Source organism: Geobacillus lituanicus, from assembly GCF_050994965.1.
In the GTDB taxonomy this organism is placed as follows: Bacteria; Bacillota; Bacilli; order Bacillales; family Anoxybacillaceae; genus Geobacillus; species Geobacillus stearothermophilus.
The window spans coordinates 2,527,219-2,551,812 of sequence record NZ_CP194773.1 but is presented as its reverse complement, the minus strand read 5'-3'; the positions used below and the strand labels follow the sequence as shown (position 1 = coordinate 2,551,812).

Annotated in this window: 30 protein-coding genes; 27 read left to right on the top strand and 3 right to left on the bottom strand. The window is 54.9% G+C overall.

All coding sequences use genetic code 11. The features are described from left to right. Window positions 1-18: 18 nt before the first annotated feature. Window positions 19-948 (bottom strand): DUF1385 domain-containing protein, encoded by a 930-nt coding sequence (locus tag ACR1UW_RS13040; protein WP_033027765.1) that lies wholly within the window; start codon window positions 946-948, stop codon window positions 19-21. 186 nt (window positions 949-1,134) lie between these two features. On the opposite strand from ACR1UW_RS13040, the gene ACR1UW_RS13035 reads away from it, so the two are divergent. From ACR1UW_RS13035 to ACR1UW_RS12940, 20 genes are all read left to right on the top strand, one after another. Continuing rightward, complete coding sequence (locus ACR1UW_RS13035; protein WP_061580533.1) at window positions 1,135-1,665, top strand: YqhR family membrane protein; 531 nt, start codon at window positions 1,135-1,137, stop codon at window positions 1,663-1,665. A gap of 163 nt (window positions 1,666-1,828) precedes the next feature. Next, the gene (locus ACR1UW_RS13030; protein WP_033009385.1) at window positions 1,829-2,890 is read left to right on the top strand and encodes a M24 family metallopeptidase; all 1,062 of its coding nucleotides are present in this window, start codon (window positions 1,829-1,831) and stop codon (window positions 2,888-2,890) included. Window positions 2,891-2,917: 27 nt separating this feature from the next. Continuing rightward, window positions 2,918-3,475 carry an elongation factor P gene (gene efp, locus ACR1UW_RS13025; protein ID WP_033009386.1) on the top strand — a complete coding sequence of 186 codons (558 nt, stop codon included), beginning with the start codon at window positions 2,918-2,920 and terminating at the stop codon, window positions 3,473-3,475. 185 nt (window positions 3,476-3,660) lie between these two features. Continuing rightward, window positions 3,661-3,942 carry a YqhV family protein gene (locus tag ACR1UW_RS13020; RefSeq protein ID WP_033009388.1) on the top strand — a complete coding sequence of 94 codons (282 nt, stop codon included), beginning with the start codon at window positions 3,661-3,663 and terminating at the stop codon, window positions 3,940-3,942. Window positions 3,943-4,002: 60 nt separating this feature from the next. Then, window positions 4,003-4,920 carry a stage III sporulation protein AA gene (spoIIIAA, locus tag ACR1UW_RS13015; protein ID WP_033016424.1) on the top strand — a complete coding sequence of 306 codons (918 nt, stop codon included), beginning with the start codon at window positions 4,003-4,005 and terminating at the stop codon, window positions 4,918-4,920. After that, window positions 4,917-5,429 carry a stage III sporulation protein SpoIIIAB gene (gene spoIIIAB, locus ACR1UW_RS13010; RefSeq protein WP_033009392.1) on the top strand — a complete coding sequence of 171 codons (513 nt, stop codon included), beginning with the start codon at window positions 4,917-4,919 and terminating at the stop codon, window positions 5,427-5,429. Before spoIIIAA ends, spoIIIAB begins: the two co-directional genes overlap by 4 nt. A 16-nt stretch (window positions 5,430-5,445) precedes the next feature. Further along, on the top strand, window positions 5,446-5,652 hold the full coding sequence (gene spoIIIAC / locus ACR1UW_RS13005) for a stage III sporulation protein AC (protein ID WP_020960538.1): 207 nt from the start codon (window positions 5,446-5,448) through the stop codon (window positions 5,650-5,652). 11 nt (window positions 5,653-5,663) lie between these two features. After that, complete coding sequence (gene spoIIIAD / locus ACR1UW_RS13000; protein WP_236658894.1) at window positions 5,664-6,059, top strand: stage III sporulation protein AD; 396 nt, start codon at window positions 5,664-5,666, stop codon at window positions 6,057-6,059. 12 nt (window positions 6,060-6,071) lie between these two features. Then, window positions 6,072-7,235 carry a stage III sporulation protein AE gene (spoIIIAE, locus tag ACR1UW_RS12995; protein WP_498933632.1) on the top strand — a complete coding sequence of 388 codons (1,164 nt, stop codon included), beginning with the start codon at window positions 6,072-6,074 and terminating at the stop codon, window positions 7,233-7,235. Between the two features lie 10 nt (window positions 7,236-7,245). Continuing rightward, the gene (spoIIIAF, locus tag ACR1UW_RS12990; protein WP_498933630.1) at window positions 7,246-7,857 is read left to right on the top strand and encodes a stage III sporulation protein AF; all 612 of its coding nucleotides are present in this window, start codon (window positions 7,246-7,248) and stop codon (window positions 7,855-7,857) included. Between the two features lie 5 nt (window positions 7,858-7,862). Beyond that, a complete protein-coding gene (gene spoIIIAG, locus ACR1UW_RS12985) occupies window positions 7,863-8,501 on the top strand; it encodes a stage III sporulation protein AG (protein ID WP_033009400.1) in 639 nt (212 codons plus the stop codon). A gap of 26 nt (window positions 8,502-8,527) precedes the next feature. Next, entirely contained in the window at window positions 8,528-9,079 is a 552-nt protein-coding gene (locus ACR1UW_RS12980) for a SpoIIIAH-like family protein (RefSeq protein WP_160269852.1), read from the top strand. A gap of 141 nt (window positions 9,080-9,220) precedes the next feature. Then, window positions 9,221-9,745 carry an acetyl-CoA carboxylase biotin carboxyl carrier protein gene (accB, locus tag ACR1UW_RS12975; RefSeq protein ID WP_033009403.1) on the top strand — a complete coding sequence of 175 codons (525 nt, stop codon included), beginning with the start codon at window positions 9,221-9,223 and terminating at the stop codon, window positions 9,743-9,745. 15 nt (window positions 9,746-9,760) lie between these two features. Then, window positions 9,761-11,116, top strand: a complete 1,356-nt coding sequence (accC, locus tag ACR1UW_RS12970; protein WP_094238955.1) for an acetyl-CoA carboxylase biotin carboxylase subunit — start codon at window positions 9,761-9,763, stop codon at window positions 11,114-11,116. Window positions 11,117-11,126: 10 nt separating this feature from the next. Then, the gene (locus tag ACR1UW_RS12965) at window positions 11,127-11,531 is read left to right on the top strand and encodes an Asp23/Gls24 family envelope stress response protein (RefSeq protein WP_498933627.1); all 405 of its coding nucleotides are present in this window, start codon (window positions 11,127-11,129) and stop codon (window positions 11,529-11,531) included. Window positions 11,532-11,732: 201 nt separating this feature from the next. Then, window positions 11,733-12,125, top strand: a complete 393-nt coding sequence (gene nusB, locus ACR1UW_RS12960; protein ID WP_033016434.1) for a transcription antitermination factor NusB — start codon at window positions 11,733-11,735, stop codon at window positions 12,123-12,125. A gap of 86 nt (window positions 12,126-12,211) precedes the next feature. Further along, a complete protein-coding gene (gene folD / locus ACR1UW_RS12955; RefSeq protein WP_498933624.1) occupies window positions 12,212-13,066 on the top strand; it encodes a bifunctional methylenetetrahydrofolate dehydrogenase/methenyltetrahydrofolate cyclohydrolase FolD in 855 nt (284 codons plus the stop codon). Window positions 13,067-13,076: 10 nt separating this feature from the next. Then, window positions 13,077-14,423 (top strand): exodeoxyribonuclease VII large subunit, encoded by a 1,347-nt coding sequence (gene xseA / locus ACR1UW_RS12950; protein WP_498933622.1) that lies wholly within the window; start codon window positions 13,077-13,079, stop codon window positions 14,421-14,423. Continuing rightward, window positions 14,420-14,650 (top strand): exodeoxyribonuclease VII small subunit, encoded by a 231-nt coding sequence (locus tag ACR1UW_RS12945; protein WP_033009414.1) that lies wholly within the window; start codon window positions 14,420-14,422, stop codon window positions 14,648-14,650. The genes xseA and ACR1UW_RS12945 overlap by 4 nt, the downstream gene beginning before the upstream one ends. 3 nt (window positions 14,651-14,653) lie before the next feature. Then, complete coding sequence (locus ACR1UW_RS12940; RefSeq protein WP_237420562.1) at window positions 14,654-15,547, top strand: polyprenyl synthetase family protein; 894 nt, start codon at window positions 14,654-14,656, stop codon at window positions 15,545-15,547. Here the strand turns inward: ACR1UW_RS12940 and ACR1UW_RS12935 are convergent. After that, window positions 15,544-15,699: a hypothetical protein gene (locus tag ACR1UW_RS12935; protein WP_160331341.1), complete on the bottom strand. Its 156-nt coding sequence runs from the start codon at window positions 15,697-15,699 to the stop codon at window positions 15,544-15,546. The genes ACR1UW_RS12940 and ACR1UW_RS12935 overlap by 4 nt on opposite strands. Window positions 15,700-15,769: 70 nt before the next feature. Between ACR1UW_RS12935 and dxs the strand changes: the two genes are divergently transcribed. From dxs to spo0A, 6 genes are all read left to right on the top strand, one after another. Continuing rightward, window positions 15,770-17,662: a 1-deoxy-D-xylulose-5-phosphate synthase gene (gene dxs / locus ACR1UW_RS12930; RefSeq protein ID WP_498933619.1), complete on the top strand. Its 1,893-nt coding sequence runs from the start codon at window positions 15,770-15,772 to the stop codon at window positions 17,660-17,662. Between the two features lie 4 nt (window positions 17,663-17,666). Then, on the top strand, window positions 17,667-18,515 hold the full coding sequence (locus ACR1UW_RS12925) for a TlyA family RNA methyltransferase (RefSeq protein ID WP_033009419.1): 849 nt from the start codon (window positions 17,667-17,669) through the stop codon (window positions 18,513-18,515). 80 nt (window positions 18,516-18,595) lie between these two features. Next, the gene (gene ahrC, locus ACR1UW_RS12920) at window positions 18,596-19,045 is read left to right on the top strand and encodes a transcriptional regulator AhrC/ArgR (RefSeq protein ID WP_050367536.1); all 450 of its coding nucleotides are present in this window, start codon (window positions 18,596-18,598) and stop codon (window positions 19,043-19,045) included. Between the two features lie 141 nt (window positions 19,046-19,186). Beyond that, window positions 19,187-20,908, top strand: a complete 1,722-nt coding sequence (gene recN, locus ACR1UW_RS12915) for a DNA repair protein RecN (protein WP_033009423.1) — start codon at window positions 19,187-19,189, stop codon at window positions 20,906-20,908. 188 nt (window positions 20,909-21,096) lie between these two features. Next, entirely contained in the window at window positions 21,097-22,392 is a 1,296-nt protein-coding gene (gene spoIVB, locus ACR1UW_RS12910) for a SpoIVB peptidase (RefSeq protein ID WP_171698064.1), read from the top strand. Between the two features lie 289 nt (window positions 22,393-22,681). After that, window positions 22,682-23,461: a sporulation transcription factor Spo0A gene (gene spo0A, locus ACR1UW_RS12905; RefSeq protein ID WP_050367534.1), complete on the top strand. Its 780-nt coding sequence runs from the start codon at window positions 22,682-22,684 to the stop codon at window positions 23,459-23,461. A gap of 128 nt (window positions 23,462-23,589) precedes the next feature. On the opposite strand, the gene ACR1UW_RS12900 is transcribed toward spo0A, so the two are convergent. Next, window positions 23,590-23,742 (bottom strand): YycC family protein, encoded by a 153-nt coding sequence (locus ACR1UW_RS12900; RefSeq protein ID WP_064502501.1) that lies wholly within the window; start codon window positions 23,740-23,742, stop codon window positions 23,590-23,592. Between the two features lie 109 nt (window positions 23,743-23,851). Here ACR1UW_RS12900 and ACR1UW_RS12895 point away from each other — a divergent pair, with 109 nt between their 5' ends. Beyond that, on the top strand, window positions 23,852-24,580 hold the full coding sequence (locus ACR1UW_RS12895; RefSeq protein ID WP_033009425.1) for a glycerophosphodiester phosphodiesterase: 729 nt from the start codon (window positions 23,852-23,854) through the stop codon (window positions 24,578-24,580). Window positions 24,581-24,594: the final 14 nt, after the last annotated feature.

Below are 24,594 nucleotides of genomic sequence, written 5' to 3'. Positions count from 1 at the left end.
AATCCACCCCCTTTACGATTACTGCACCGCTTTTTTCGCTTCCGCTTCCGCCTCTAAACGAAGAAGCTGCTGGAACGAAGCGATGGCCACTTCCACTTGGTCGTCGTCCGGCTCTTTTGTCGTCAGCCGCTGCAGCCATAGACCGGGATAGCCCAGCCAGCGCAGCAACGGAATGTCCCTCCATTTATTTGTAAACTGCAGCACCTCAAACGAAACGCCGAGCACGACCGGAATTAAGGCGAGCCGGTTCACAATCCGCAGCCAAAGCGGATCGGTCGGCACGAACAAATACAGAAACAAGCCGACGATGACGGTAAATAAAATGAAGCTGCTGCCGCACCGGTAGTGAAGGCGCGAGGCGCGTTGGACATGTTCGACAGTGAGCGGCCAGCCCGCTTCATAGGCGTTGATCACTTTATGTTCCGCCCCGTGGTATTGAAAGACGCGTTTTACAAGCGGCGTCAAGGAAATAAAGTAAATGTAGCCGAGCAATAAGGCGAGCTTAAAAGCCCCTTCAAGCAAAATTTGCCCCGTTTTTCCCGGGATGAGCGGCTTGAAAGCGGCGGCGAGCAACGCTGGGATGAGCGTGAACACCGTTTTGGCGAACAAAAACGAGAGCACGCCGATCGCGGCGGCGCCGAGAATCAGCGTCAGGTTGGAACTGCTTTCGGCCTCCGTCTGTTCTTCCCCTGGGGCGACGTCATACCGTTCGCTTGCAAACTGCAAATGTTTGGCCCCGGTTGCGCTCGCTTCAATAATGGCGACGATGCCGCGGACAAACGGGATTTTTTTGAAGGCGGCCAGCGTCGGATTGGCGCGGCGCGGTGCGGAAAAGTACTCGATCGTTCCATCGGTGCGGCGAATGGCGGTGACAGAATGCGTTTTGCCGGCAAACATGACCCCTTCGACAACCGCCTGGCCGCCGTATAACGGTTTCTCTTGTTTCATCGGGCAAACACCAACCTATTTTTTATGTTTATTATTTTATTCTACAAGAAACGTCCGGAAACCTCTAGGTTGATGTTACTGTTATGATTTCCAAAAAATCCATTATTTACACAGAGGCGGTCATTTTTTTGCTTGATTCATGGGGCGGCAAATTGCAGGTCATACTAACAGACAAGGAGGTGTAGCATGATGGCGGAACAGAAAGGAAAACTGGAGCAAGAAAAAACGGAACGGCCGATGACGCTCGTGCAAAAAACGATTATCACCGGATTTGTCGGCGGGGTGTTTTGGAGCTTGATGGGCTATTTGGCTTACTTTTTCAACTTCAGCGAAATCAGTCCGAACATGGTTCTCATCCCGTGGGTCGCCGGCGATTGGAAATACGGCAAAGCCGGCAATTATGCGGCTATTGTGTTGATCGGCATCATTTCCATTGCGGCGGCGCTTCTTTACTATGCACTGCTAAGGAACATCCGCGGCATGTGGGCGGGAATGTTGTATGGCGCTGCGCTTTGGGTAGTGGTGTTTTATTTGCTCAATCCGCTGTTTCCGAACGTGAAGCCGGTTGCGGATTTAGAGACGAATACGGTCATTACAACGCTCTGCTTGTACATTTTGTACGGCGTGTTTGTCGGGTATTCGGTTTCTTTCGAGGTGCAGGAAATGAACCGGCCGTCGCCAAGCGCTGAACCGCAGGCGGCCAAGGAAGGAAGCTAAGCTGTCGGCCAAAGCAGGCGCATATGGCGGAAACTGCTGCGATCATGGTAAAATAAAGAAGGTTTCCATATTTTTTAGGCGCAGCCGATCTCGCGCATCGGCAACCGCCAACGTATCACATCGCCTTTGTATTACAATATTCATGGGCAGAGGAGAATGAAACATGGAAAAGCTGGAAAGGCTTCGAGCGTTGCTTGAAGAGCAGCATCTTGACGGGCTGTTGGTGACAAACGGCTGCAACCGCCGCTACATTACCGGATTCACTGGCACCGCCGGCGTTGCGCTTGTCAGCCGCCAAGGGGCGGTCTTTATTACGGATTTTCGCTATGTCGAGCAGGCGGCCAAGCAAGTTGAAGGATTTGAAATCGTCCAGCACAGCGGACCGATCGTCGATGAAATCGCGAAACAAGTGAAGCGGCTCGGGATCAAAACGCTCGGCTTTGAGCAGGAGCATGTGACGTATGCGGCGTACAAGGCGTATGAAGAGGCGATTGATGCCGAGCTTGCGCCGACATCCCATGTCGTGGAAAAGTTGCGCTTGATTAAGTCGGAAGCAGAGATTAAGATATTAAAGGAAGCAGCGGAAATTGCCGATGCCGCATTTGCTCATATTTTGTCGTTCATTCGTCCGGGCGTCAAAGAAATTGAAGTGGCGAATGAGCTTGAATTTTTTATGCGCAAGCAAGGGGCGTCTTCGTCCTCCTTCGATACGATCGTCGCCTCTGGCTACCGTTCGGCGCTGCCGCACGGGGTGGCGTCCGAAAAAACGATCGAGCGCGGCGAACTCGTCACGCTTGATTTCGGGGCTTACTACAAGGGATATTGTTCCGACCTGACAAGGACGGTCGCCGTCGGCCAAGTCAGCGCTGAGCTGCAAACGATTTATGGCATTGTCCTTGAAGCGCAGCGGCGCGGCATGCGCGGGATCAAAGCGGGCATGACCGGCAAAGAGGCTGACGCACTGACGCGCGATTATATTCGCGAACAAGGGTATGGCGATTATTTCGGACATTCAACCGGCCACGGCATCGGCCTTGAAATTCACGAAGGGCCGACGCTTTCGGCCCGCTCCGATGCGGTGCTGGAGCCGGGCATGGTTGTGACGGTCGAGCCCGGCATTTACATCCCGGGGCTCGGCGGGGTGCGCATTGAGGATGATGCGGTCATTACCGCCGATGGGAACGAAGCGCTCACTCATTCGCCGAAAGAACTGATCATTTTATAACGGATAGCGTGAGGAGGATTTCGGGCAATGATTTCAGTCAACGATTTTCGCACAGGACTTACCATCGAGGTCGACGGCGAGATTTGGCGCGTCCTTGAGTTTCAGCACGTCAAGCCGGGCAAGGGTGCGGCGTTCGTCCGTTCGAAACTGCGAAATTTGCGCACCGGCGCCATTCAAGAGCGGACGTTCCGCGCCGGCGAAAAAGTGAACCGGGCGCAAATTGACACGCGCAAAATGCAATATTTGTACGCCAACGGCGATCAACACGTCTTTATGGACATGGAAACGTACGAGCAAATTGAGCTGCCGGCAAAGCAAATCGAACATGAGCTCAAGTTTTTGAAAGAAAACATGGAAGTGTTCATCATGATGTACCAGGGCGAAACGATCGGCATCGAGCTGCCGAATACCGTTGAGCTGAAAGTTGTTGAAACCGAGCCGGGCATTAAAGGCGACACCGCTTCCGGCGGTTCGAAACCGGCCAAGCTTGAAACCGGTCTTGTCGTTCAAGTGCCATTTTTCGTCAACGAAGGCGACACCCTCATCATCAATACGGCTGACGGCACATACGTGTCACGGGCGTAAGAACCTGAACAAGGGCAGCACCGATCCGGAATGTTCCGGGCCGGTGCTGTTTTTATGCGCCAAAGGTGCCCCGTCCTGCTTCGTTGTCCATCCCCGTTTTCACCGGCAAAAACTTCTTCTGAAACGGCTTGTTCCCGCATACGTTTGTACTAATCCATCTCTATTCGCTAAATGAGGAGGGACACATGAAACATTGGCTGCGATCGATCGATTCGTCCGTTTTGGCGATGGCGGGCATGCGGATGTTGTCGGCGCTTATTGAACTGAGTGCAGCGCTGCTGATGTTGGTCTTTAATGATGTAAGAAAGGCGCTCGCCATTAACGCCGTGCTCGCTGCTGTCGGCCCGACTGTGCTGATCGTAACGATGGCGATCGGTCTGCTTTCGCTGGCGGACGAGCTTTCGTTTTCTCGGCTCGCGTTCATCGCGCTCGGGGTGGCGCTCATTTTGTTCGGCATTTACAAGTAAGGCATAAACAGCATCTTCCGCCCATACATATAGACTAGTCCACCAAAAAGGGGGAGGGCCATGGAAGCGGTATGGGGAATTTTGCCGAAAACGATCGCCGCTGTGCTGCAGCAGATGCCTTCCTGGGGGCGCAGCATCGAAGAAATCCGCATCCGTATTTCCCGGCCGCTTGAAGTGATCGTCGATGGGAAGGCCCGCTTGCTGCCATATGAAGTGACGAAAGAGGACGGCGTGTACTTGCTCAACAAGTTGAGCCATTATTCGATTTATGCCGTCGAAGAGGAGCTGAGGCGTGGATTTATGACGATTGAAGGCGGCCATCGCGTCGGGCTCGCCGGCAAAGTCGTTACAGAAGGGGGCAAGGTGAAAGCCATCCGCGATGTCGCCTCCTTTAACATCCGCATTGCCAAAGAGCAAATCGGCATTGCCGATCCGCTGATTCCGTATGTGTATGATGGGCGCTGGCGCCATACGATGATCATCGGTTCCCCGCAGACCGGCAAAACGACGCTGTTGCGCGACGCGGCGCGCCTGATCAGCAGCGGAACTGGGCGCATTCCGGCGCAAAAGGTGGCGATCGTTGACGAGCGGTCGGAAATCGCCGGCTGCGTGAAAGGCATTCCGCAATTTTCGTTCGGCCCACGCCTTGATGTGTTGGACGCTTGTCCGAAAGCAGAAGGGATGATGATGATGATTCGCTCGATGAGTCCGGATGTCATGATTGTGGATGAAATTGGGCGCGAGGAAGACAGCGAAGCGGTGCTGGAGGCGGCGAATGCCGGCGTTTCGATATGGACAACCGTGCACGGGCGCACCGTTCGAGATGTTTGGCAGCGGCCGACGTTGCGTCCGGTCATGGAGCAACGGGTGTTTGAACGGTTTATTGAGCTGACGAACGTCCCGCATCCCGGCTTCATCCGGCGCATTGTTGACGCCAACGGCGCCGTGCTGTACGAGCGGGCGGTGGCGGGCCGATGAAGTGGCTGGGCGCCTTGTTGATTCTTGCCGCCTCCACTTGGATGGGGATGGCAGCCGCCCGCGCCTTGTACGAACGGCCGCGCCAGCTTCGCCAGCTGAAAGCGGCGCTCAGGGCGTTCGAAGCGGAAGTGATGTACGGACATACGCCGCTTGCCGAGGCATCTCAGCATATCGCCCGCCAGACGGCCGCTCCGATTGGCGAGCTGTTTGCCCAGTTTGCGGCGGCGTTGCATGCGTGTGAAACGAGCGTGGCCGAAGCATGGGAAAAAAGCTTGCGGGCTGTATGGGGGAAGACCGCGCTCAAACAAGGAGAGTGGGAAGTGATGAAACAGTTTGGCGCCACGCTCGGCCAGTATGACCGGCTCACCCAGCAACAGCAAATCGCCTTGGCGCTCGCCCATCTTGAGCGGGAGGAAGCGGAGGCGCTGGACGATCAGGCGCGCTATGGCAAAATGGCGAAAAGTTTAGGCGTGTTAGCCGGGCTGCTGCTCGTCATTTTACTCATGTAGACAGGAGGCAGGACGAATGGGCATCGATGTCGATATCATTTTAAAAATCGCCGGCGTCGGCATCGTCATCGCGTTTTTGCATACGGTGCTCGACCAGATGGGAAGGAAAGAATACGCCCAGTGGGTGACGCTGCTCGGCTTTATTTATATTTTGTTTATGGTCGCTTCGATTGTAAGCGATTTGTTTCAAAAAATTAAAGATGTCTTTTTGTTCCGCGGATAGGGGGAGAGGCCATGGACATTTTGCAAATCGTCGGCCTCGGGTTGGTGGCGACATTCCTCGTTGTGCTGCTGCAAGAACAAAAATCAAACCTCTCCTTTTTATTGACCGTTTTTGTCGGCTGCACCATTTTTTTGCTGCTTGTTGACCAAATCAGCGATATTTTGCTGACGCTGCGGGAGATGGCGGAAGGCGCCCACATTCAAATGGTGTACTTGGAAACGATGTTGAAAATTATCGGCATTGCCTACATCGCCGAGTTTGCCGCGCAAATTTCCAAAGACGCCGGCCAAGGGGCGATCGCCGCTAAAATTGAGCTCGGCGGCAAAATCGTCATTTTGGCGCTCGCCGTCCCGATTTTGACTGCCATCATTGAAGCGGTCATCAGCCTCATTCCGGCGGCGCGATAAGGAGGGAACGGATTGAAGCGGACAGCGTTCCTCATTGCGGGGCTGCTCTCTCTCTTTTTTTGCCCGTTCGTCGTACAAGCTGCGAGCGATGGGCCGTCCGTCAGCGAGCAGCTCGCTCATTTGGATGTCAGCGACATCCGCCGTTATTGGGAAACGATCGTCCATGAGTATGGGGGCTTTTTGCCGGAAAGCGAAAAAGGGCCGCTCTCCGATTTTTTAAGCGGCGACCGGCAATGGTCGCCCGTCGAGTGGCTGAAAGCGCTCGCCCGTTATTTATTTTATGAACTGAAAGTCAACGGGAAGCTGCTTGGGACGCTCATTTTGCTCGCTGTCTTCAGCACCGTGCTGCAATCGCTGCAAAACGCGTTCGCCCAGCAGGAGGTAAGCAAAATCGCCCACGCCGTCGTCTACATGGTGCTGTTGTTGCTCGCCTTAAACAGCTTCCGCCTCGCAACCGGCTATGCGCTCGAGGCGGTGCGGACGATGAGCCATTTTATCATCGCCCTCGTTCCGCTTTTGCTCGCCTTGCTCGCCTCCTCCGGCGGCGTCGTATCGGCGGCGTTTTTCCATCCGATCATTTTGTTTTTGATGAACACAACCGGCGTTGTCGTGGAATATGTCACGCTCCCGCTTCTGTTGCTAGCGGCGCTTTTAAGCATCGTCAGCACGCTCAGCGACCGGTACAAGGCGACCCAGCTTGCCGATTTGTTGAACAAGGCCGCCCTCGGTTTGCTCGGCCTCATTTTGACGGTTTTCCTTGGCGTTATGTCGGTGCGGGGGGCAACAGCGGCGGTGGCGGACGGGGTGGCGCTGCGGGCGGCGAAATTTGTCACCGGCAACTTCATCCCGGTCGTCGGCAAGCTGTTTACTGATGCAGCCGATACGGTCGTTGCCGCTTCGATGCTGCTCAAAAATGCGGTCGGATTGGTCGGGGTGGCTGTGTTGTTGATGATTGCCATCTTTCCGGCGGTGAAAATTTTCGCCATCGTCATCATCTACAAACTATCAGCCGCGCTGTTGCAGCCGCTTGGCGGCAGTCCGGTGCTGTCTTGCCTCAACATTATCGGCAAAAGCATCGCCTATGTGCTCGCGGCGCTTTTGATCGTCTCGCTCATGTTTTTCTTCAGCCTCACCGTCATGGTTATGGCAGGGAATATTACGATGATGGTCCGCTAGGAGGAACGTTATGCAGCTTGTGATTGAATGGGTGACGAACATCATTTTGTTTTTGTTGTTTGCCATCATCATCGATTTTTTGCTGCCGTCCGGGACGATGCAAAAATATGTCAAAATGGTCGTCGGACTTTTGCTTCTCCTAATTATGTTGACGCCGGTGCTCCGGATGGCTTCGGCGGATCCGGATCAGCTTGTCGCTTCAGCACTTGCCCGTTTTTCCGACGGCTTCAAGGGGGAAGAGGCGATAAAAAATCAAATGGAACAACAGAAAAAAGAAATACAAGCTTCACAACGCGCATATATTTTAGAACAAATGGCTGTCCAGCTCGAAAACGACGTAAACGGGGAGTTGATGGAAAAGTATGGATTGAAGGCTGATATCAAAGTTTACGCCGATCACAACGAAAATTGGCGCGTGCCAGAGGACATCAAGAAGATTGAAGTGGCGCTTTTGAAACAACGCCCTGCCGGCGCGGTGGAGCCGGTTGTCATCAATACAACAAAGCCGCCGGCTTTGCCCGAGAGCGATGCCTCGCTGGCTGAAGAGGTGCGCGCCTTTCTCGCCGGCAAATGGGAAGTCGATGAAAATAAAATTGCCGTGCAATTTAGAGGGAGGGAATAGGGGGGATGCTCTCGTTTTTCAAACGGTTTCTTTCTTCCCCGCCCAAAGACGGGAACGGGGAAGGGGCGCGAAAACACATGCCGTTCTCATATGTCGTTGTCCTGCTGCTGGCCGGTGTGGCGCTCATGGCGGCGAGTCACTTTGCGGGTAGCGCAGACGATGCCGAAGCCAAGCCTTCCGCCAATCAGCCGGAATCCCCGTCCGAGCCGGCGTTTTTGTCGAGCAAGGAGACAAAGGATAAAGTGATCGCCGCCTATGAGGAACGGTACGAGAAGGAGTTGAAAGCCGCCCTCGAAGCAATTGAAGGGGTTGAGGATGTCACCGTTGTCGTCAACCTTGACTCAACCGAGCTGAAGCTGTTTGAGAAAAAACGCTCGACCCAGCAGCAAACGACCGAAGAAAGCGACAAGGAAGGCGGAAAACGGACGATTGAAAATCAGTCGACAAACGAAGAAGTGATCATCATCCGCAATGGCGACGAGGAAACGCCGCTTGTTGTCGCCACGAAAAAGCCGGATATTCGCGGTGTGCTTGTCGTCGCCAAAGGGGCCGACAACTTGCAAATTAAAAAATGGATCGTCGAGGCGGTGACGCGCGTGTTAAACGTTCCGAGCTACCGCGTCGCGGTCTTGCCGAAAAAATGACTCAAGTAAGGGGAGAGGAGATCGCCATGTTGAAAAAACAAACGGTATGGCTGTTGACGATGCTAAGCTTAGTAGTCGTACTGTCGGTGTATTATGTCACGGCGCCGAAAGAGATGGGCAACAGCCCGGCGCTCACCGCGAATGAGAAAACAGAAAAGCCGGCCAAACAACCAAGCGTAGCGGTGGAAGAGACTAGAGCGAAAGAGGAGCCGTCAACCGCAGGCGATGATTTGTTTACAGCGCTGCGCATGAAAATTGAGGATGAACGGAGCCGGCTGCGCGATGAGCTGAACGCCATTGTCGCTTCAGCGAACGCGACGGAGGAAGAAAAAAGTGAAGCGCTCGACAAAATTGAAAAATTGCAAGCATTGTCCGAAAGAGAAGCAACGTTGGAGACGCTCATCAAATCGAAAGGCGGTTATGAAGACGTGCTCGTGCGCGCCGATGACAACCAAGTGCGCGTGACGATCAAAGCGAAACAAAGCTCAGCTAAATCGGCGAATGAAGTCATTCATATGGTGAAAAAAGAAATTCCGGATGCCCAATATGTCACCGTCGAGTTCCAGCCGGCCGGATGAACGCGCTGCTCTTTGCCAGAGCAGTTTTTTTTGCAATAAAAACCTTTCGTTTGCCCTGCAGTTGTGTGTATAATCGTTATGAATACGTTTGATCACCGCCTGCGAAAGACGGGCTGACACTTGGAGAAAGGTGTGAGAGCGATGAAAATTCAAGAAATCCGCGAATTGATTCGGTTGGTCGATCAATCCTCAATCGATGAATTTGTATATGAGCAAGGAGAAACGAAAGTACATATGAAAAAAGCGGTTGCTGTCGCCGTTGCACCGGCAGCCGCACCGGCGGCGCCCGCACAGGCAGTGGCAGCGGTCGAACCGCCGGCGGCCCCGGCGCCTGCGCCTGTCCAAGTGGCGGCTTCGGAAGTGAAGCCGGCGCCGGAAACGGAACCGCCGGCGGCCAAAGAAGCAAAGCCAGCTGTGGAAGGCAACTTGCATCAAATTACATCGCCGATGGTCGGCACGTTCTACGCAGCGCCGGCGCCGGACAAGCCGCCGTATGTGAAGCCGGGCGACAAAGTGAAAAAAGATACGGTTGTTTGCATCATCGAGGCGATGAAGCTGTTTAATGAAATTGAAGCGGAAGTCGATGGCGAAATTGTCGAGGTGCTCGTGCAAAACGGCCAGCTCGTCGAATACGGCCAGCCGTTGTTTTTGGTCAAGCCTGAATAAGGGAGAGAACGGACGATGATCAAAAAAGTGTTGGTGGCGAACCGCGGGGAAATCGCCGTCCGCATTATTCGCGCCTGCCGGGAGCTCGACATTGAGACGGTCGCCGTCTTTTCGCAGGCTGACCGCGACGCCTTGCATGTGCAGCTGGCGGATGAGGCGTACTGCATCGGGCCGACCGCCTCGAAAGACAGCTATTTGAATTTCACCAACATCATGAGCGTTGCCACGTTGACCGGCTGTGACGCCATTCACCCGGGCTATGGCTTTTTGGCGGAGAACGAGGCGTTTGCCGAGCTGTGCCGCGAATGCAATGTCACGTTCATCGGCCCGAGCCCGGAAGCGATCGCCAAAATGGGGATTAAAGACATCGCCCGCGAGACGATGAGGGAAGCGGGCGTGCCGATTGTGCCGGGCTCGCGCGGCGTTATTGAAAGTCTTGAGGAGGCGCGGGCGATCGCCGCTGAAATCGGTTACCCGGTCATCATCAAAGCGACGGCCGGCGGCGGTGGGAAAGGAATTCGCGTCGCCCGCAACGAAGAAGAGCTCGTCAAAGGCATCAACATCACCCAGCAAGAAGCGGCGACGGCGTTCGGCAACCCTGGCGTTTATATTGAAAAGTATATCGAAGATTTCCGCCATGTCGAAATTCAAGTGCTCGCCGATTCATATGGCAACACCATTCATTTAGGAGAGCGCGACTGCTCGATCCAGCGCCGGCTGCAAAAGCTTGTCGAAGAAGCGCCGTCGCCGGCCCTTGACGACGACATGCGCCGGAGGATGGGCGAGGCGGCGGTCAAGGCGGCCAAGGCGGTCAACTACACGGGCGCCGGCACGGTCGAATTTATTTATGACCACCGGAACAAACAGTTTTATTTCATGGAAATGAATACGCGCATTCAGGTGGAGCACCCGGTCACCGAGCTCATTACCGGTGTCGATTTAGTAAAAGAACAGATCCGCGTCGCTGCCGGTGAAAAGCTGTCGCTCACCCAAGAGGACGTCTCCTTTAACGGTTGGGCGATCGAATGCCGCATCAATGCGGAAAACCCAGCGAAAAACTTTATGCCGTCGCCGGGGAAAATCGCCATGTACTTGCCGCCGGGTGGTCCGGGCGTGCGCGTCGATTCCGCCGCCTACCCGGGCTATACGATTCCGCCGTATTACGATTCGATGATCGCCAAACTGATCGTTCACGCGCCGACGCGTGAGGAGGCGATCGCCCGCATGAGACGGGCTCTTTCGGAGTTTGTCATTGAAGGCATTCATACGACGATCCCGTTTCACATAAAATTAATGGAACATGAGAAATTCCAAAGCGGCGAGTTTAATACGAAGTTTTTGGAGTTATATGATATTATGAAGACGGAATAGGAGGTGCCCCATGTCTGAACATATGTTTGACTCCGAACAGGAGTACACCGGGCTTGGCAAAGTCGAAATTGCACCGGAAGTGATCGAGGTGATCGCCGGCATCGCGGCCAGCGAAGTCGATGGCGTTGCGCAAATGCGCGGCAATTTCGCCGCCGGCGTTGCCGAGCGGTTCGGCAAAAAGCATCACGGCAAAGGCGTCAAAGTCGATTTGCGCGATGACGGGGTTGTCATTGACCTTTATTGCTTCGTCCAGTTCGGCGCGTCGATCCCGAACGTGGCGAAAAAGGTGCAGGAAAACGTGCGCCAGGCGCTTTGGAACATGACCGGCTTGGAAACGAGCGAAGTAAACGTGCACATCGTCGGCATTCAGTTTGAAAGCGGAAAACAGGAGCACGACACCGTCGAACAACGGTGACAAAAACAGAAGGCAGCTGCTTTCGGAGCAGCCGCCTTTTGTTTTTTTCGTCAAAGTCTGTTATTGTAATGAACGAGGCCATCAGCGGAGCCGGCGGTGTAAAATCGGCAGCAAGACGGGCGACGGGAAGGGGCTGGCTTTTTCCGAAAAATATGATAAGATTTTAATATAAATGTTCGTATTTAGAGAGGGGGGAAGGCAATGAAGCGGCATGAAGCGCGGGAAAAAGCGCTGCAGGCGCTGTTTCAAATCGACGTCGGGCACATTCCGCCGGAGGAGGCGCTGGCCAATGTGGCAGGAAGCAGCGAAGCGGATCCATTTTTGCGCCAGCTTGTACTAGGCGTCGTCGAGCACCAGGAGGAAATTGACGAGCTGTTGCGTGCCAATTTGGAAAAGTGGACGCTTGAGCGGGTGGCCAATGTGGACCGCGCCATCTTGCGCATGGCGACGTATGAGATGAAGTATGTCGACGATGTGCCGGTGAGCGTCAGCCTCGATGAAGCGGTCGAGCTGGCGAAAAAATTCGGCGATTGGAAATCCGGGAGTTTTGTCAACGGCGTGCTTTCGAAAGTGAAGGCGGCGCTGCAAAAATAGGACAGGCCGCCGGCTGCGCAAGCTTTCGGCGTCAAGTCAGGCAAACCGATATGGATGGACGAACAAGGAGAGGGGAACGAGATACGATGACAGCACAAATCATCAGCGGAGCAGAACTGGCCGCAACGATTCGCGCCGGGTTGGCGGAAGAAACAGCGAAGTTGAAGGAAAGCGGCGTTGAGCCGGGGCTGGCCGTCATTCTTGTCGGCGACGATCCGGCGTCGCATTCGTATGTGAAAGGGAAGCAAAAAGCGTGCGCTGAAGTGGGCATTCGTTCATTTCTTTACACATTTCCGGCGTCCATCAGCGAAGAGGAGCTGTTGGCGAAAATCCGCGAACTGAACGGCGATCCGGCGGTGCACGGCATTTTAGTGCAGCTGCCGTTGCCGGAGCATATCCGCGAATGGTCGGTCATTGAAACGATCGCCCCGGAAAAAGATGTCGATGGCTTCCACCCGATCAACGTCGGGAAAATGATGATCGGCCAGCCGGCGTTTCTTCCGTGCACTCCGCATGGCGTTCTCGTGATGGTCAAATCTGCCGGCATCGACATTGCCGGGAAGCATGTCGTCGTCGTCGGCCGGAGCAACATCGTCGGCAAACCGGTCGGCCAGCTGTTTTTGCGCGAGCATGCGACCGTCACCTACGCCCATTCGAAAACGCCGGATTTGGCCGCCATCACTCGGCAGGCGGACATTTTGATCGTCGCGGTTGGCAAGGCGCGTCTCATCGGTCCGGACCACGTCAAACCGGGAGCTGTCGTCATTGATGTCGGCGTCAACCGTTTGGAGAGCGGCAAACTGTGCGGCGATGTTGATTTTGACGCCGTCAAAGAAGTGGCGGGCTATATCACGCCGGTGCCAAAAGGGGTCGGTCCGATGACGATTACGATGCTGTTGCACAACACGATCGAAGCGGCCCGGCAGCTCGCCGTGAAGTGAGGCGGTTTCGATGGAAGTGAAATACGTCACCGTCGGGGCGCTGACGAAATACATTAAGCGCAAATTTGACGTCGACCCGCATTTGCGCGATTTATGGGTGAAAGGTGAAATTTCCAACTTTAAGCAGCATTCGCGCGGCCATATGTATTTTACCTTAAAAGACAGCCAGGCGCGCATTGCCGCGGTCATGTTTGCCGGCTACAATCAACATTTGCCGTTCCGTCCCGAAGATGGGATGAACGTGCTTGTGCGTGGGGAAATTTCCGTCTATGAGCCGAATGGGAACTACCAGCTATATGTAAAAGAAATGCAGCCGGAAGGCATCGGCCGCCTGTATTTGGCGTATGAGCAGCTGAAGCAGCGGCTCGAGGCGGAGGGGCTGTTTTCTCCCGTCCATAAAAAGCCGCTTCCGGCGTTTCCGCGCTGCATCGGCGTTGTTACATCGCCGACCGGAGCGGCGGTGCGCGACATTATGACGACGATCCGCCGCCGCTATCCGCTTGCGAAAATCATTTTGTTTCCAGCGCTCGTCCAAGGCGACGGGGCGGCGCTGTCAATCGTGCGCGCCATCGAGCGGGCAAATGAGTTCGGCGGGGTTGACGTGCTCATTGTCGGCCGCGGCGGCGGTTCGATTGAAGAATTGTGGGCGTTTAACGAAGAAATCGTCGCCCGCGCCATCTTTGCTTCGCGCGTGCCGGTCATTTCCGCCGTCGGCCATGAGACCGATTTTACGATCGCCGATTTTGTCGCCGATTTGCGGGCGCCGACACCGACGGCGGCAGCAGAACTGGCTGCGCCGCACGTCGGGGAGCTGACTGAGCGGCTCGCCGAGCGGAAATGGCGGATGATCCGCGCCATGAAAGAACAGCTCGCTGCCAGCCAGGAACGGTTGCGGCGGCTTCAAGCATCGTACGCTTTCCGCTATCCAAGGCGGCTGTACGAACAAAAAGAGCAGCAGCTTGACGTGTTGCTCGACCGGCTCGCCCGCCAGCGCGAACGGTTGCTCGACAAGAAGCGCCAACAATGGCGTGAGCTGCGCCTGCGGCTGTGGCGCCATCACCCGGCGGCCGAGCTTGAGCGGACGAAGGAGCGGCAAAAAGCGGCTGCCGGCGCGCTTGAAAAAGCGATGCGCACCGCCTTAGAGCGCCATGCGCTCCGCTTTCGTTCCCATGTCGTGCGGCTTGAGGCGCTCAGTCCGCTCCGCATCATGGAGCGCGGCTACAGTTTGGTGTACAATGAGCGGCGCGAGCTTGTCAAACGAATCGGCCAGCTTCAGGTCGGCGAGCGCCTGTCCATCCGGTTTCAAGACGGACAAGTCGATTGTCAAGTGACGGGAGTGGAGGAGAAAACAATATGAGCGAAGAAAAAGAGCTGACGTTTGAAGAAGCGATGAAAAAGCTTGAGGAAATCGTCGAACGGCTCGAGGAAGGAAATGTGCCGCTTGAAGAGGCGATCGTCTTTTTTCAAGAAGGCATGAAGCTGTCGAAACTTTGCCATGATAAACTGCAGCACGTCGAAAAACAGCTCGAGTATATGTTGCGCGAAGACGGTCAGCTCGTGCCTTTTTCGCCGGAGGAGGAGTAAGCGGTGGCGCAGCTTTCAGTTGAACAGTTTCTCAACGAGCAAAAACAGGCGGTGGAAACAGCGCTCTCCCGTTATATAGAGCGCTTAGAAGGGCCGGCGAAGCTGAAAAAGGCGATGGCGTACTCATTGGAGGCCGGCGGCAAACGAATCCGTCCGTTGCTGCTTCTGTCCACCGTTCGGGCGCTCGGCAAAGACCCGGCGGTCGGATTGCCCGTCGCCTGCGCGATTGAAATGATCCATACGTACTCTTTGATCCATGATGATTTGCCGAGCATGGACAACGATGATTTGCGGCGCGGCAAGCCGACGAACCATAAAGTGTTCGGCGAGGCGATGGCCATCTTGGCGGGGGACGGGTTGTTGACGTACGCGTTTCAATTGATCGCCGAAATCGACGATGAGCGCATCCCTCCTTCCGTCCGGCTTCGGCTCATCGAACGGCTGGCGAAAGCGGCCGGTCCGGAAGGGATGGTCGCCGGTCAGGCAGCCGATATGGAAGGAGAGGAGAAAACGTTGACGCTTTCGGAGCTCGAATACATCCATCGGCATAAAACCGGGAAAATGCTGCAATACAGCGTGCACGCCGGCGCCTTGATCGGCGGCGCTGATGCCCGGCAAACGCGGGAGCTTGACGAATTCGCCGCCCATCTAGGCCTTGCCTTTCAAATTCGCGATGATATTCTCGATATTGAAGGGGCAGAAGAAAAAATCGGCAAGCCGGTCGGCAGCGACCAAAGCAACAACAAAGCGACGTATCCAGCGTTGCTGTCGCTTGCCGGCGCGAAGGAAAAGTTGGCGTTCCATATCGAGGCGGCGCAGCGCCATTTACGGCACGCCGACGTTGACGGCGCCGCGCTCGCCTATATTTGCGAACTGGTCGCCGCCCGCGACCATTAAAAGCGGAACGGCCGCCCTTGCTTCGGAGCAAGGGCGGCTGTGTTGCTTTTTTGCTTCCGCCCCATGATGGGTCTTTCATCTTCGCGCCGCGGCCATACAGTGGCGCCAAGGCCGGCGTTGGCGGCAAAAGTCGATTTTTCGCGGCGAATCATGTATAATAATACTACATGTATTCTAGGGAATCGGCTCGGAGAATGACCGAATGAAAGCGAGTGATCTCATTTGGATTTGACGAAAATTGAACATCCGCGCGTGTTAAAAACGATGTCCATTCCGGAACTGAAACAGTTAAGCGCCGAGATTCGGCGGTTTTTAATTGAAAAGCTGTCCAAAACGGGAGGACACATCGGCCCAAATTTAGGGGTCGTCGAGCTGACGATCGCCCTGCACCGGGAGTTTGACAGCCCGAAAGACAAACTCATTTGGGATGTCGGGCATCAAACGTATGTGCATAAAATTTTGACGGGGCGCGCCGCTGAGTTCGACACGCTCCGCCAGTACAAGGGGTTGTCCGGCTTCCCGAAGCGGAGCGAAAGCGAGCACGATGTCTGGGAAACAGGCCATAGCTCAACGTCGCTGTCGGCAGCGATGGGCATGGCGATCGCCCGCGATTTAAAAGGGACGGATGAATACATCGTGCCGATCATCGGCGACGGGGCGCTCACCGGCGGCATGGCGCTCGAGGCGCTCAACCATATCGGCCATGAAAAAACGGATATGATTGTCATTTTAAATGACAACGAAATGTCGATCGCCCCGAACGTCGGGGCGCTGCACAACATCCTCGGACGATTGCGAACAGCCGGCAAATATCAGTGGGTGAAAGATGAGCTTGAATTGTTGCTCAAGCGCATCCCGGCGGTCGGCGGCAAGCTGGCGGCCACGGCCGAACGTTTGAAAGACAGTTTAAAATACTTGCTCGTTTCCGGCGTGTTTTTCGAAGAGCTCGGGTTTACGTATTTAGGACCGGTGGACGGTCATGATTTTGATGATCTGTTTGAAAATTTGCGTTATGCGAAGAAAATGAAAGGTCCGGTGCTCGTGCATGTGATCACGAAAAAAGGGAAAGGCTACAGTCCGGCGGAAAACGACAAAGTGGGAACGTGGCACGGCACCGGCCCGTACAAAATTGAAACTGGTGCGTTTGTGAAAACGAAGGAAGCCGGGCCGTCGTGGAGCGCGCTTGTCAGCGAAACGGTGCGCCGGCTCGCGCGCACGGATCCGCGCATCGTGGCCATTACGCCGGCGATGCCGGTCGGATCGAAGCTGGAAGGGTTTGCAAGCGAATTTCCGGATCGGATGTTTGATGTCGGCATTGCCGAACAGCATGCGACGACGCTGGCGGCCGGGCTGGCGACGCAAGGGATGAAACCGTTTTTGGCCATTTATTCGACGTTTTTGCAGCGCGCGTACGACCAAGTCGTCCATGACGTATGCCGGCAAAACTTAAACGTCTTTTTCGCCATTGACCGCGCCGGGCTTGTCGGCGCCGACGGCGAAACGCACCAGGGGGTGTTTGACATCGCCTTTTTGCGCCATGTGCCGAACTTGGTGCTGATGATGCCAAAAGATGAAAATGAAGGCCAGCACATGGTGTATACGGCTATCCGCTACGATGACGGGCCGATTGCCATGCGTTTCCCGCGCGGAAACGGCCTGGGCGTTCCGCTTGACGAGGAGCTGAAAGAGATTCCGATCGGCACGTGGGAAGTGCTGCGCGATGGCCGCGATGCGGCGATCTTGACGTTTGGGACAACGATCTCCATGGCGCTTGAGGCTGCCGACCAATTGGCGAAAGAAGGCGTCTCGGTCAAAGTCGTCAACGCCCGCTTTATTAAGCCGATGGACGAAGCGGTGCTGCTTGAACTGCTCGAAAGCCGCCTGCCGATTTTGACGATCGAGGAAGCTGTGCTGCAGGGCGGCTTTGGCAGCGCCGTGCTTGAATTTGCCCATGACCGCGGCTACCATCAGGCGGTGATCGAGCGGATGGGCATCCCTGACCGGTTTATTGAGCACGGAAGCGTCAGCGAGCTGCTGCGCGAAATTGGGCTGACAGCCGCGCATATCGTTGACCGCATTAAAACGATGGCGCCAAGAAAACAGAAAAGGGCTTGAGACGATGAAAGGGAAAAAAGAACGGCTCGATGTGCTGCTTGTTGAACGCGGGCTGGCGGAAACGCGTGAAAAAGCGAAGCGGGCGATCATGGCCGGCCTCGTCTACTCGAACGACATCCGGCTCGACAAGCCCGGAGAGAAAGTGCCAACGGATATCCCGCTTGAAGTGAAAGGCAACCCGCTCCCGTACGTCAGCCGCGGCGGCTTGAAGCTCGAAAAAGCGTTGCGCGAATTTCAGATCAGCGTTAAAGGAAAAATTGTCCTCGATATCGGCGCCTCGACCGGCGGCTTCACCGATTGCGCCTTGCAGCATGGGGCGAAACTGTCCTATGCGGTCGATGTCGGCTACAACCAGCTTGCCTGGAAGCTGCGTCAAGATGAGCGCGTCGTCGTCATGGAGCGGACGAACTTCCGCTACGCGACGCCGGATTTGTTTACAAAAGGGCTGCCGGAAGTGGCGGTCATCGATGTGTCGTTTATTTCACTTCGGCTCATTTTGCCGGTCGTCAAGACGGTCATCGTTCCAGGCGGCGATGTTATTGCGCTTGTCAAACCGCAGTTTGAAGCAGGGAAAGAAAAGGTTGGCAAAAAAGGAATCGTCCGCGATCCGGCCGTTCATCGCGACGTGCTGGAGTCGATCGTTCAGTTTGCCTGCGCGGAACGGTTCGATGTTCTTCATTTGTCGTACTCGCCGATCACCGGCGGCGACGGCAATATCGAGTTTTTGCTTCATGCCGTCTATTCCGGCGAAGAGCGGGAAGGCGAAAACCGGCTCGCCAAGCCGATTGCAGACGTCGTCAGCGAAGCGCACGCCCGCCTCAGCCTTAAAGAGGGGGAAGAAAACGGCGCCTAAGCAACCGTCGGAAAGAAGTCCCGCCCCCAGCCGGACGGAGCCGCGACTGCGCATCTTAGGGAACGAGGAGGTGGCTCGATTTGAACAAAGGGCAAAGGCATATTAAAATTCGCGAGATTATCATGAACAACGACATCGAGACGCAAGACGAGCTGGTCGACCGGCTGAGGGAAGCCGGCTTCAACGTCACACAGGCGACCGTCTCGCGCGACATTAAGGAGATGCAGCTTGTCAAAGTGCCGATGGCCAACGGCCGCTATAAGTACAGCCTTCCGTCCGATCAGCGCTTCAACCCGCTGCAAAAACTGAAGCGGGCGCTCGTTGACGTGTTCATTAAGCTTGACGGAACCGGAAACTTGCTCGTGCTGCGGACGCTGCCGGGCAACGCCCATGCCATCGGCGTTCTGCTCGATAACTTGGACTGGGACGAAATCGTCGGTACGATTTGCGGCGACGATACGTGCCTGATCATCTGCCGTACTCCGAAAGATGCGGAAAAAGTGTCCGACCAGCTGCTGTCCATGCTTTAACCGAGGACCGGCCCGACTTTCCTCTGCGTCAGAGAGAGGAACAAACGGGGACGGTCCTTTGTTGGGATGTGAACACGTGTTTTATCATTAAGGCAGCCTGGACAAGGCAGGCGCCATTCCAGCGTTCAAGGGGAGGATGGAATGCTCGCTGAACTGTCGATTAAAAATTTCGCGATTATCGAATCGCTCTCGTTGTCGTTTGATAAAGGGCTGACGGTGTTGACGGGCGAAACAGGGGCCGGCAAATCGATCATCATCGACGCCATTCATTTGCTCATCGGCGGGCGCGGTTCGTCTGAGTTCGTCCGTTTCGGCGCAGAGAAGGCCGAAATCGAAGGGCTGTTTTTGCTTGATGACGACCGCCATCCATGCTGCCAAAAATGTGCGGACATTGGCGTTGATGTCAGTGATGGGATGGTGGTGCTCCGCCGCGACATTTTGGCGAGCGGCAAAAGCATCTGCCGCATCAACGGCAAGCTCGTCACCACCGCCGTGCTGCGCGACATCGGTTCGACGCTCGTCGATATTCACGGTCAGCATGAGCATCAAGAGCTGATGGATCCATCCCGTCATCTGCCGCTTCTCGATGAGTTTGGCGGCGCGGAAACGGCGGCGGCGCTGGCGCGTTATCGCGCTCTGTATGAAGAGCGTGAAGCGTTGGTAAAAAAGTTGAAAAAGCTGAGTGAAAATGAGCAGCAAATGGCGCATCGGCTCGATTTGTTGACGTTTCAGCTGCGCGAAATCGAACAAGCCGGGCTCGAGATTGGCGAAGACGAGCGGCTGATGGAAGAAAAAGTGCGGATTGTGAATTTCCAGAAAATTTATCAAGCCATTCAGCATAGCTACGAAGCGCTCGCCGGCGAAGGACGCGGCTTGGATTCGGTCGGCCAGGCGATGGGCCATCTCGAGGACGTCGCTGCGATGGACGCGGAACTTAAAGAGGCGCATGAAATGGTGGCCAACAGCTACTATTTGCTCGAGGAAGTCATGTATAGGCTGCGCGACCAACTTGAGGAGCTTGAATACGACCCGATGCGGCTTGACGCCATTGAAAGCCGCCTCGCGGAAATCCAGCAATTAAAACGGAAGTACGGAGCGACGATCGCCGATATTTTGCAGTATGCCGAAGCGATCGCCGAAGAAATCGAGACGATTGAAAACCGCGACATGCATGTGCACGACCTCGAGCGGCAGCTTGCCGACGTGACCGGCAAATTGCTTGCCGAGGCGAAAAAGGTGACCAGCATCCGCCAGGCGTACGCCCGGCAGCTGATTGAGCGCATTCAGCAAGAATTGAAAGATTTGTACATGGAAAAAACGCAGTTTGACATCGTCTTCGCCAAACGCGAAGGTCCGCTCGACGCCCCGCTGGTCGACGGCGTGCCGGTCAAATTTGCGGAAGACGGCATCGATGTTGTCGAATTTTACCTGTCGACGAACGTCGGCGAGCCGCTGAAGCCGCTTGCCAAAACTGCTTCAGGCGGCGAGCTGTCGCGCATTATGCTCGCATTGAAGACGATTTTTTCGAAACACCAAGGCGTGACATCGATTATTTTTGATGAAGTCGACACCGGCGTCAGCGGCCGGGTCGCCCAGGCGATCGCCGAAAAAATTTACCGCATCGCCAGCCAGTCGCAAGTGCTTTGCATTTCCCACCTGCCGCAAGTCGCCGCCATGGCGGACACGCATCTGTTGATCGTGAAGGAAACGGACGGAACGCGGACCAAAACGGCCGTGAAAAAGCTCGATGAGGAGGAGAAGGTGAAGGAAATCGGACGGATGATTTCCGGCGTGGAGATGACCGAACTGACGAAGCAGCATGCCAAAGAGCTGCTCGAGCTGGCGGCGAAAATGAAGCGATAGCCTTGCTGTCCGCCCCCCCGTCGGGCCGTTGCCCTCGCTGCGAGGCAATGGGCTGCCCGGATGAAAGTCCATCCAATCCGGGCAGCTTTTTTTATAAGCGTTGCGATTATATTTTCCCCTGTTCAGGCAAAATTAAAACTGTAACCGTTTTTGTATGGTGTAGGCGGGAGCGAGGAGAGTGAACGACATTGAAGAAAGAAATGGCCCGAAACATAGCAGGAGTGCTTCTCCTAGGCATGCTGATGGCGATCGGTTTTGCCAAACCGATGAAAGAATATTGGCAAATTCCAAAGCAGCTTGTGCTGTTTGAAGGCGATACGGTCGAATTTCGGGCGTCATCCCTTCCAGTGCAAGCGGCCGTCCATGACCGAAACGCTCCCGAAACGCTCAATGTTGAGCAAAAAAACGGTTCGTTGTCTGTAAAAGCGAAACAGCGCGGAGAAGAAACGTTGGTTTTGCAGGTCGCCGGAATGCCGATTAAACAAGTGGATGTCAATGTGTTGCCGACGCTGAAAGTCATCCCCGGCGGGCAATCGATCGGCGTCAAACTCAATACAGTTGGGGTGCTTGTGGTCGGCTACCACTTAGTCGAAACAGAAAACGGAAAGAAGTCCCCGGGGGAGGCGGCCGGCATCCAAATCGGCGACGTGATCACCGCCATTAACGGGCAAAAAATTGAAAACATGAGCGATCTCTCCCCTTTCATTGAGGAAGCCGGCAAAACCGGAAAACCGCTTCATCTCACCATTCTGCGCGATCAGCACTCCGTCACAGCGAAGCTCGTTCCGCTGAAAGACAAGCATGACGACGTGTACCGCATCGGCTTGTATATTCGTGATTCCGCCGCCGGCATCGGGACGATGACGTTCTATGACCCAAAATCGAAAACGTACGGTGCGCTCGGCCATGTTATTTCCGACATGGATACGAAAAAGCCGATTTTGGTGCAAAATGGGCAAATTATGCGCTCGACTGTCACCTCCATTGAAAAAGGGACGAGCGGCAACCCAGGCGAAAAGTTAGCCCGCTTCTCCGATGGCGAAGAGGTGATCGGCACGGTGATGAATAACAGTCCGTTTGGCATTTTTGGCAAACTGACAAAGCCATTGCCGGACAGCCCGTTCACGAAACCGATTCCGATCGCTTTGGCCAGCCAGGTGAAAGAAGGACCGGCGAAAATATTGACAGTGGTCGAAAACGACAAGGTGGAGCAATTTGACGTTGAAATTGTCAGCAACGTTCCACAAAAGTTTCCAGCCACAAAAGGACTCGTCATCCGCGTCACCGATCCGCGCCTGCTCAAGAAAACGGGCGGCATCGTTCAAGGCATGAGCGGCAGCCCGATCATTCAAGACGGCAAACTTGTCGGTGCGGTGACGCATGTGTTTGTCAACGATCCGACATCGGGATACGGCGTCCATATTGAATGGATGCTACAAGAAGCAGGAATCGATCTATATGGCCGTCAAAAAAAGGCGAGCTGACCGCGAGTCAGCTCGCTTTTTTGCAGCCCAAAAATTTTTCAAAAAAGACGGCAAATATTTTGCCGATTGGGCATAGATATTTGGTGAAACATCCGTTAAAATGGAACGTGTAAAGATTTTTCGACAAATACATGGTTAAAAAAACGAATATTGTCTAAAAAGCTCATCTTTTGCTATAATTTTTATTTTCCGTTAATTTGTGAAAAAGAAAAGGATTTTTTGCTGCTGCTGTCGAATGTACGTTAACGGAAAGTTACATAGGAAGAAAATGTGGGGGAGGACGATCAGGTTGAGCATTAAAGTGTGCATTGCCGACGATAATCGTGAATTGGTGTCATTGCTTGATGAATATATTTCGAGCCAGCCGGACATGGAGGTGATCGGCACGGCGTACAATGGCCAGGACTGCCTGCAGATGCTTGAGGAAAAGCGGCCGGATATTTTGCTGTTGGACATCATTATGCCGCATTTGGACGGACTGGCTGTTTTGGAGAGAATCCGCGCCGGCTTCGAACATCAGCCCAATGTCATTATGCTGACGGCGTTTGGCCAGGAAGACGTGACGAAAAAGGCGGTTGAACTCGGGGCTTCCTATTTCATTTTAAAGCCGTTTGACATGGAAAACTTAGTCCACCATATTCGGCAAGTTTACGGCAAAACGACGCCGGTTGTGAGGAAAGCAGCCACGGCGCCCCAAGTGCGCGACAACAAGCCGAAAAACTTGGACGCGAGCATTACGAGCATCATCCATGAAATCGGCGTTCCAGCCCACATTAAAGGCTATTTGTATTTGCGCGAGGCCATCGCCATGGTCTATCACGACATCGAGCTGCTCGGCTCGATCACGAAAGTGCTGTACCCGGACATCGCCAAAAAATACAACACAACGGCAAGCCGGGTCGAACGGGCGATCCGCCATGCGATCGAAGTCGCCTGGAGCCGCGGCAATCTCGAATCGATCTCATCGCTGTTCGGCTATACGGTCAGCGTCTCGAAAGCCAAACCGACCAACTCCGAATTCATCGCCATGGTGGCCGACAAACTGCGGCTTGAGCATAAAGCGTCATAAAGGGCGGAACGCGGTGAAGGCAAAAGAGGCGGGCCGAAAAAGCGGTTGACCGGCTTTTTGGCGCCGGCCTTTTTTGCGGCCGGGCGCCTACTCGAAACGCCAAGCCACCCGTTGATGAGGGCGGGCCGCTACGGTTCGTCATGCTCTGTTTCCTTTTTCTCAAGTTCGAGCAATTTTTTCATCAAAATATGCGGCGGCATGTGCATCACTTGCTCGATCGGCACGCCGAGCGCTTTTGCCAGCTTTTGCGCCGTCTCCAAGGAAATTTTCAGCGGCTGCATCATCTTCCCCTCCGGTGCTTCATACATTACTTTTAGTATAACCGATCACTGCCGCATTCGGCCAGCTTTGTCGGCCAAATGGCGAATATATGGGAAAGGAAGAAACGGTATGACATATATTTTTGCCCACCGCGGAGCGGCGGGAACCCATCCGGAAAATACGATGGCAGCGTTTGAAGAAGCGCTGAAGGCGGGGGCGGATGGCATTGAGCTCGATGTGCAGCTGACGAAAGACGGCGAACCGGTCGTCATTCATGACGAAACGGTCGACCGGACGACGGACGGCAGCGGCTGGGTCAAAGACATCCTATACCGCGAACTCCGCAAGTTCAACGCAGCAGCGAAATGGGACGGCCGTTACGGCCATTGCCCGATTCCCCATCTCGAGGAAGTGCTCGCCTGGCTGGCGCCGACACGGCTTTTAGTCAACATTGAGCTGAAAAACAGCCTCGTGGCTTATGAAAGGCTTGAGCAAAAGGTGATCGCCGTTGTGCGCCGCTATGGGCTCGAGAACCGGACGATTTTCTCGTCGTTTAACCATAACAGCATGCGTCTTTGCCGCCAGTTGGCGCCGGAGATCGAAACGGCGCTTCTTTATATGGAGCCGCTCTATGACCCGTGGACGTATGTGCAGGCGATGAACGCAGGCGGGGTGCATCCGTACCACCGAACGGTGACGGCGGACTTCGCCGCGGATGCGCGGCGCCGCGGCGTCGCAGTCCGGCCCTTTACGGTGAACAAGCCGAAAACGGCGAAGACGATGTTCGCCTATAAAGTGGATGCGATTTTCACCGACTATCCGCGTCAAGCGAAGGAATGGAAGGAGAAAACGCCTTAACGAAAACCGTTAAG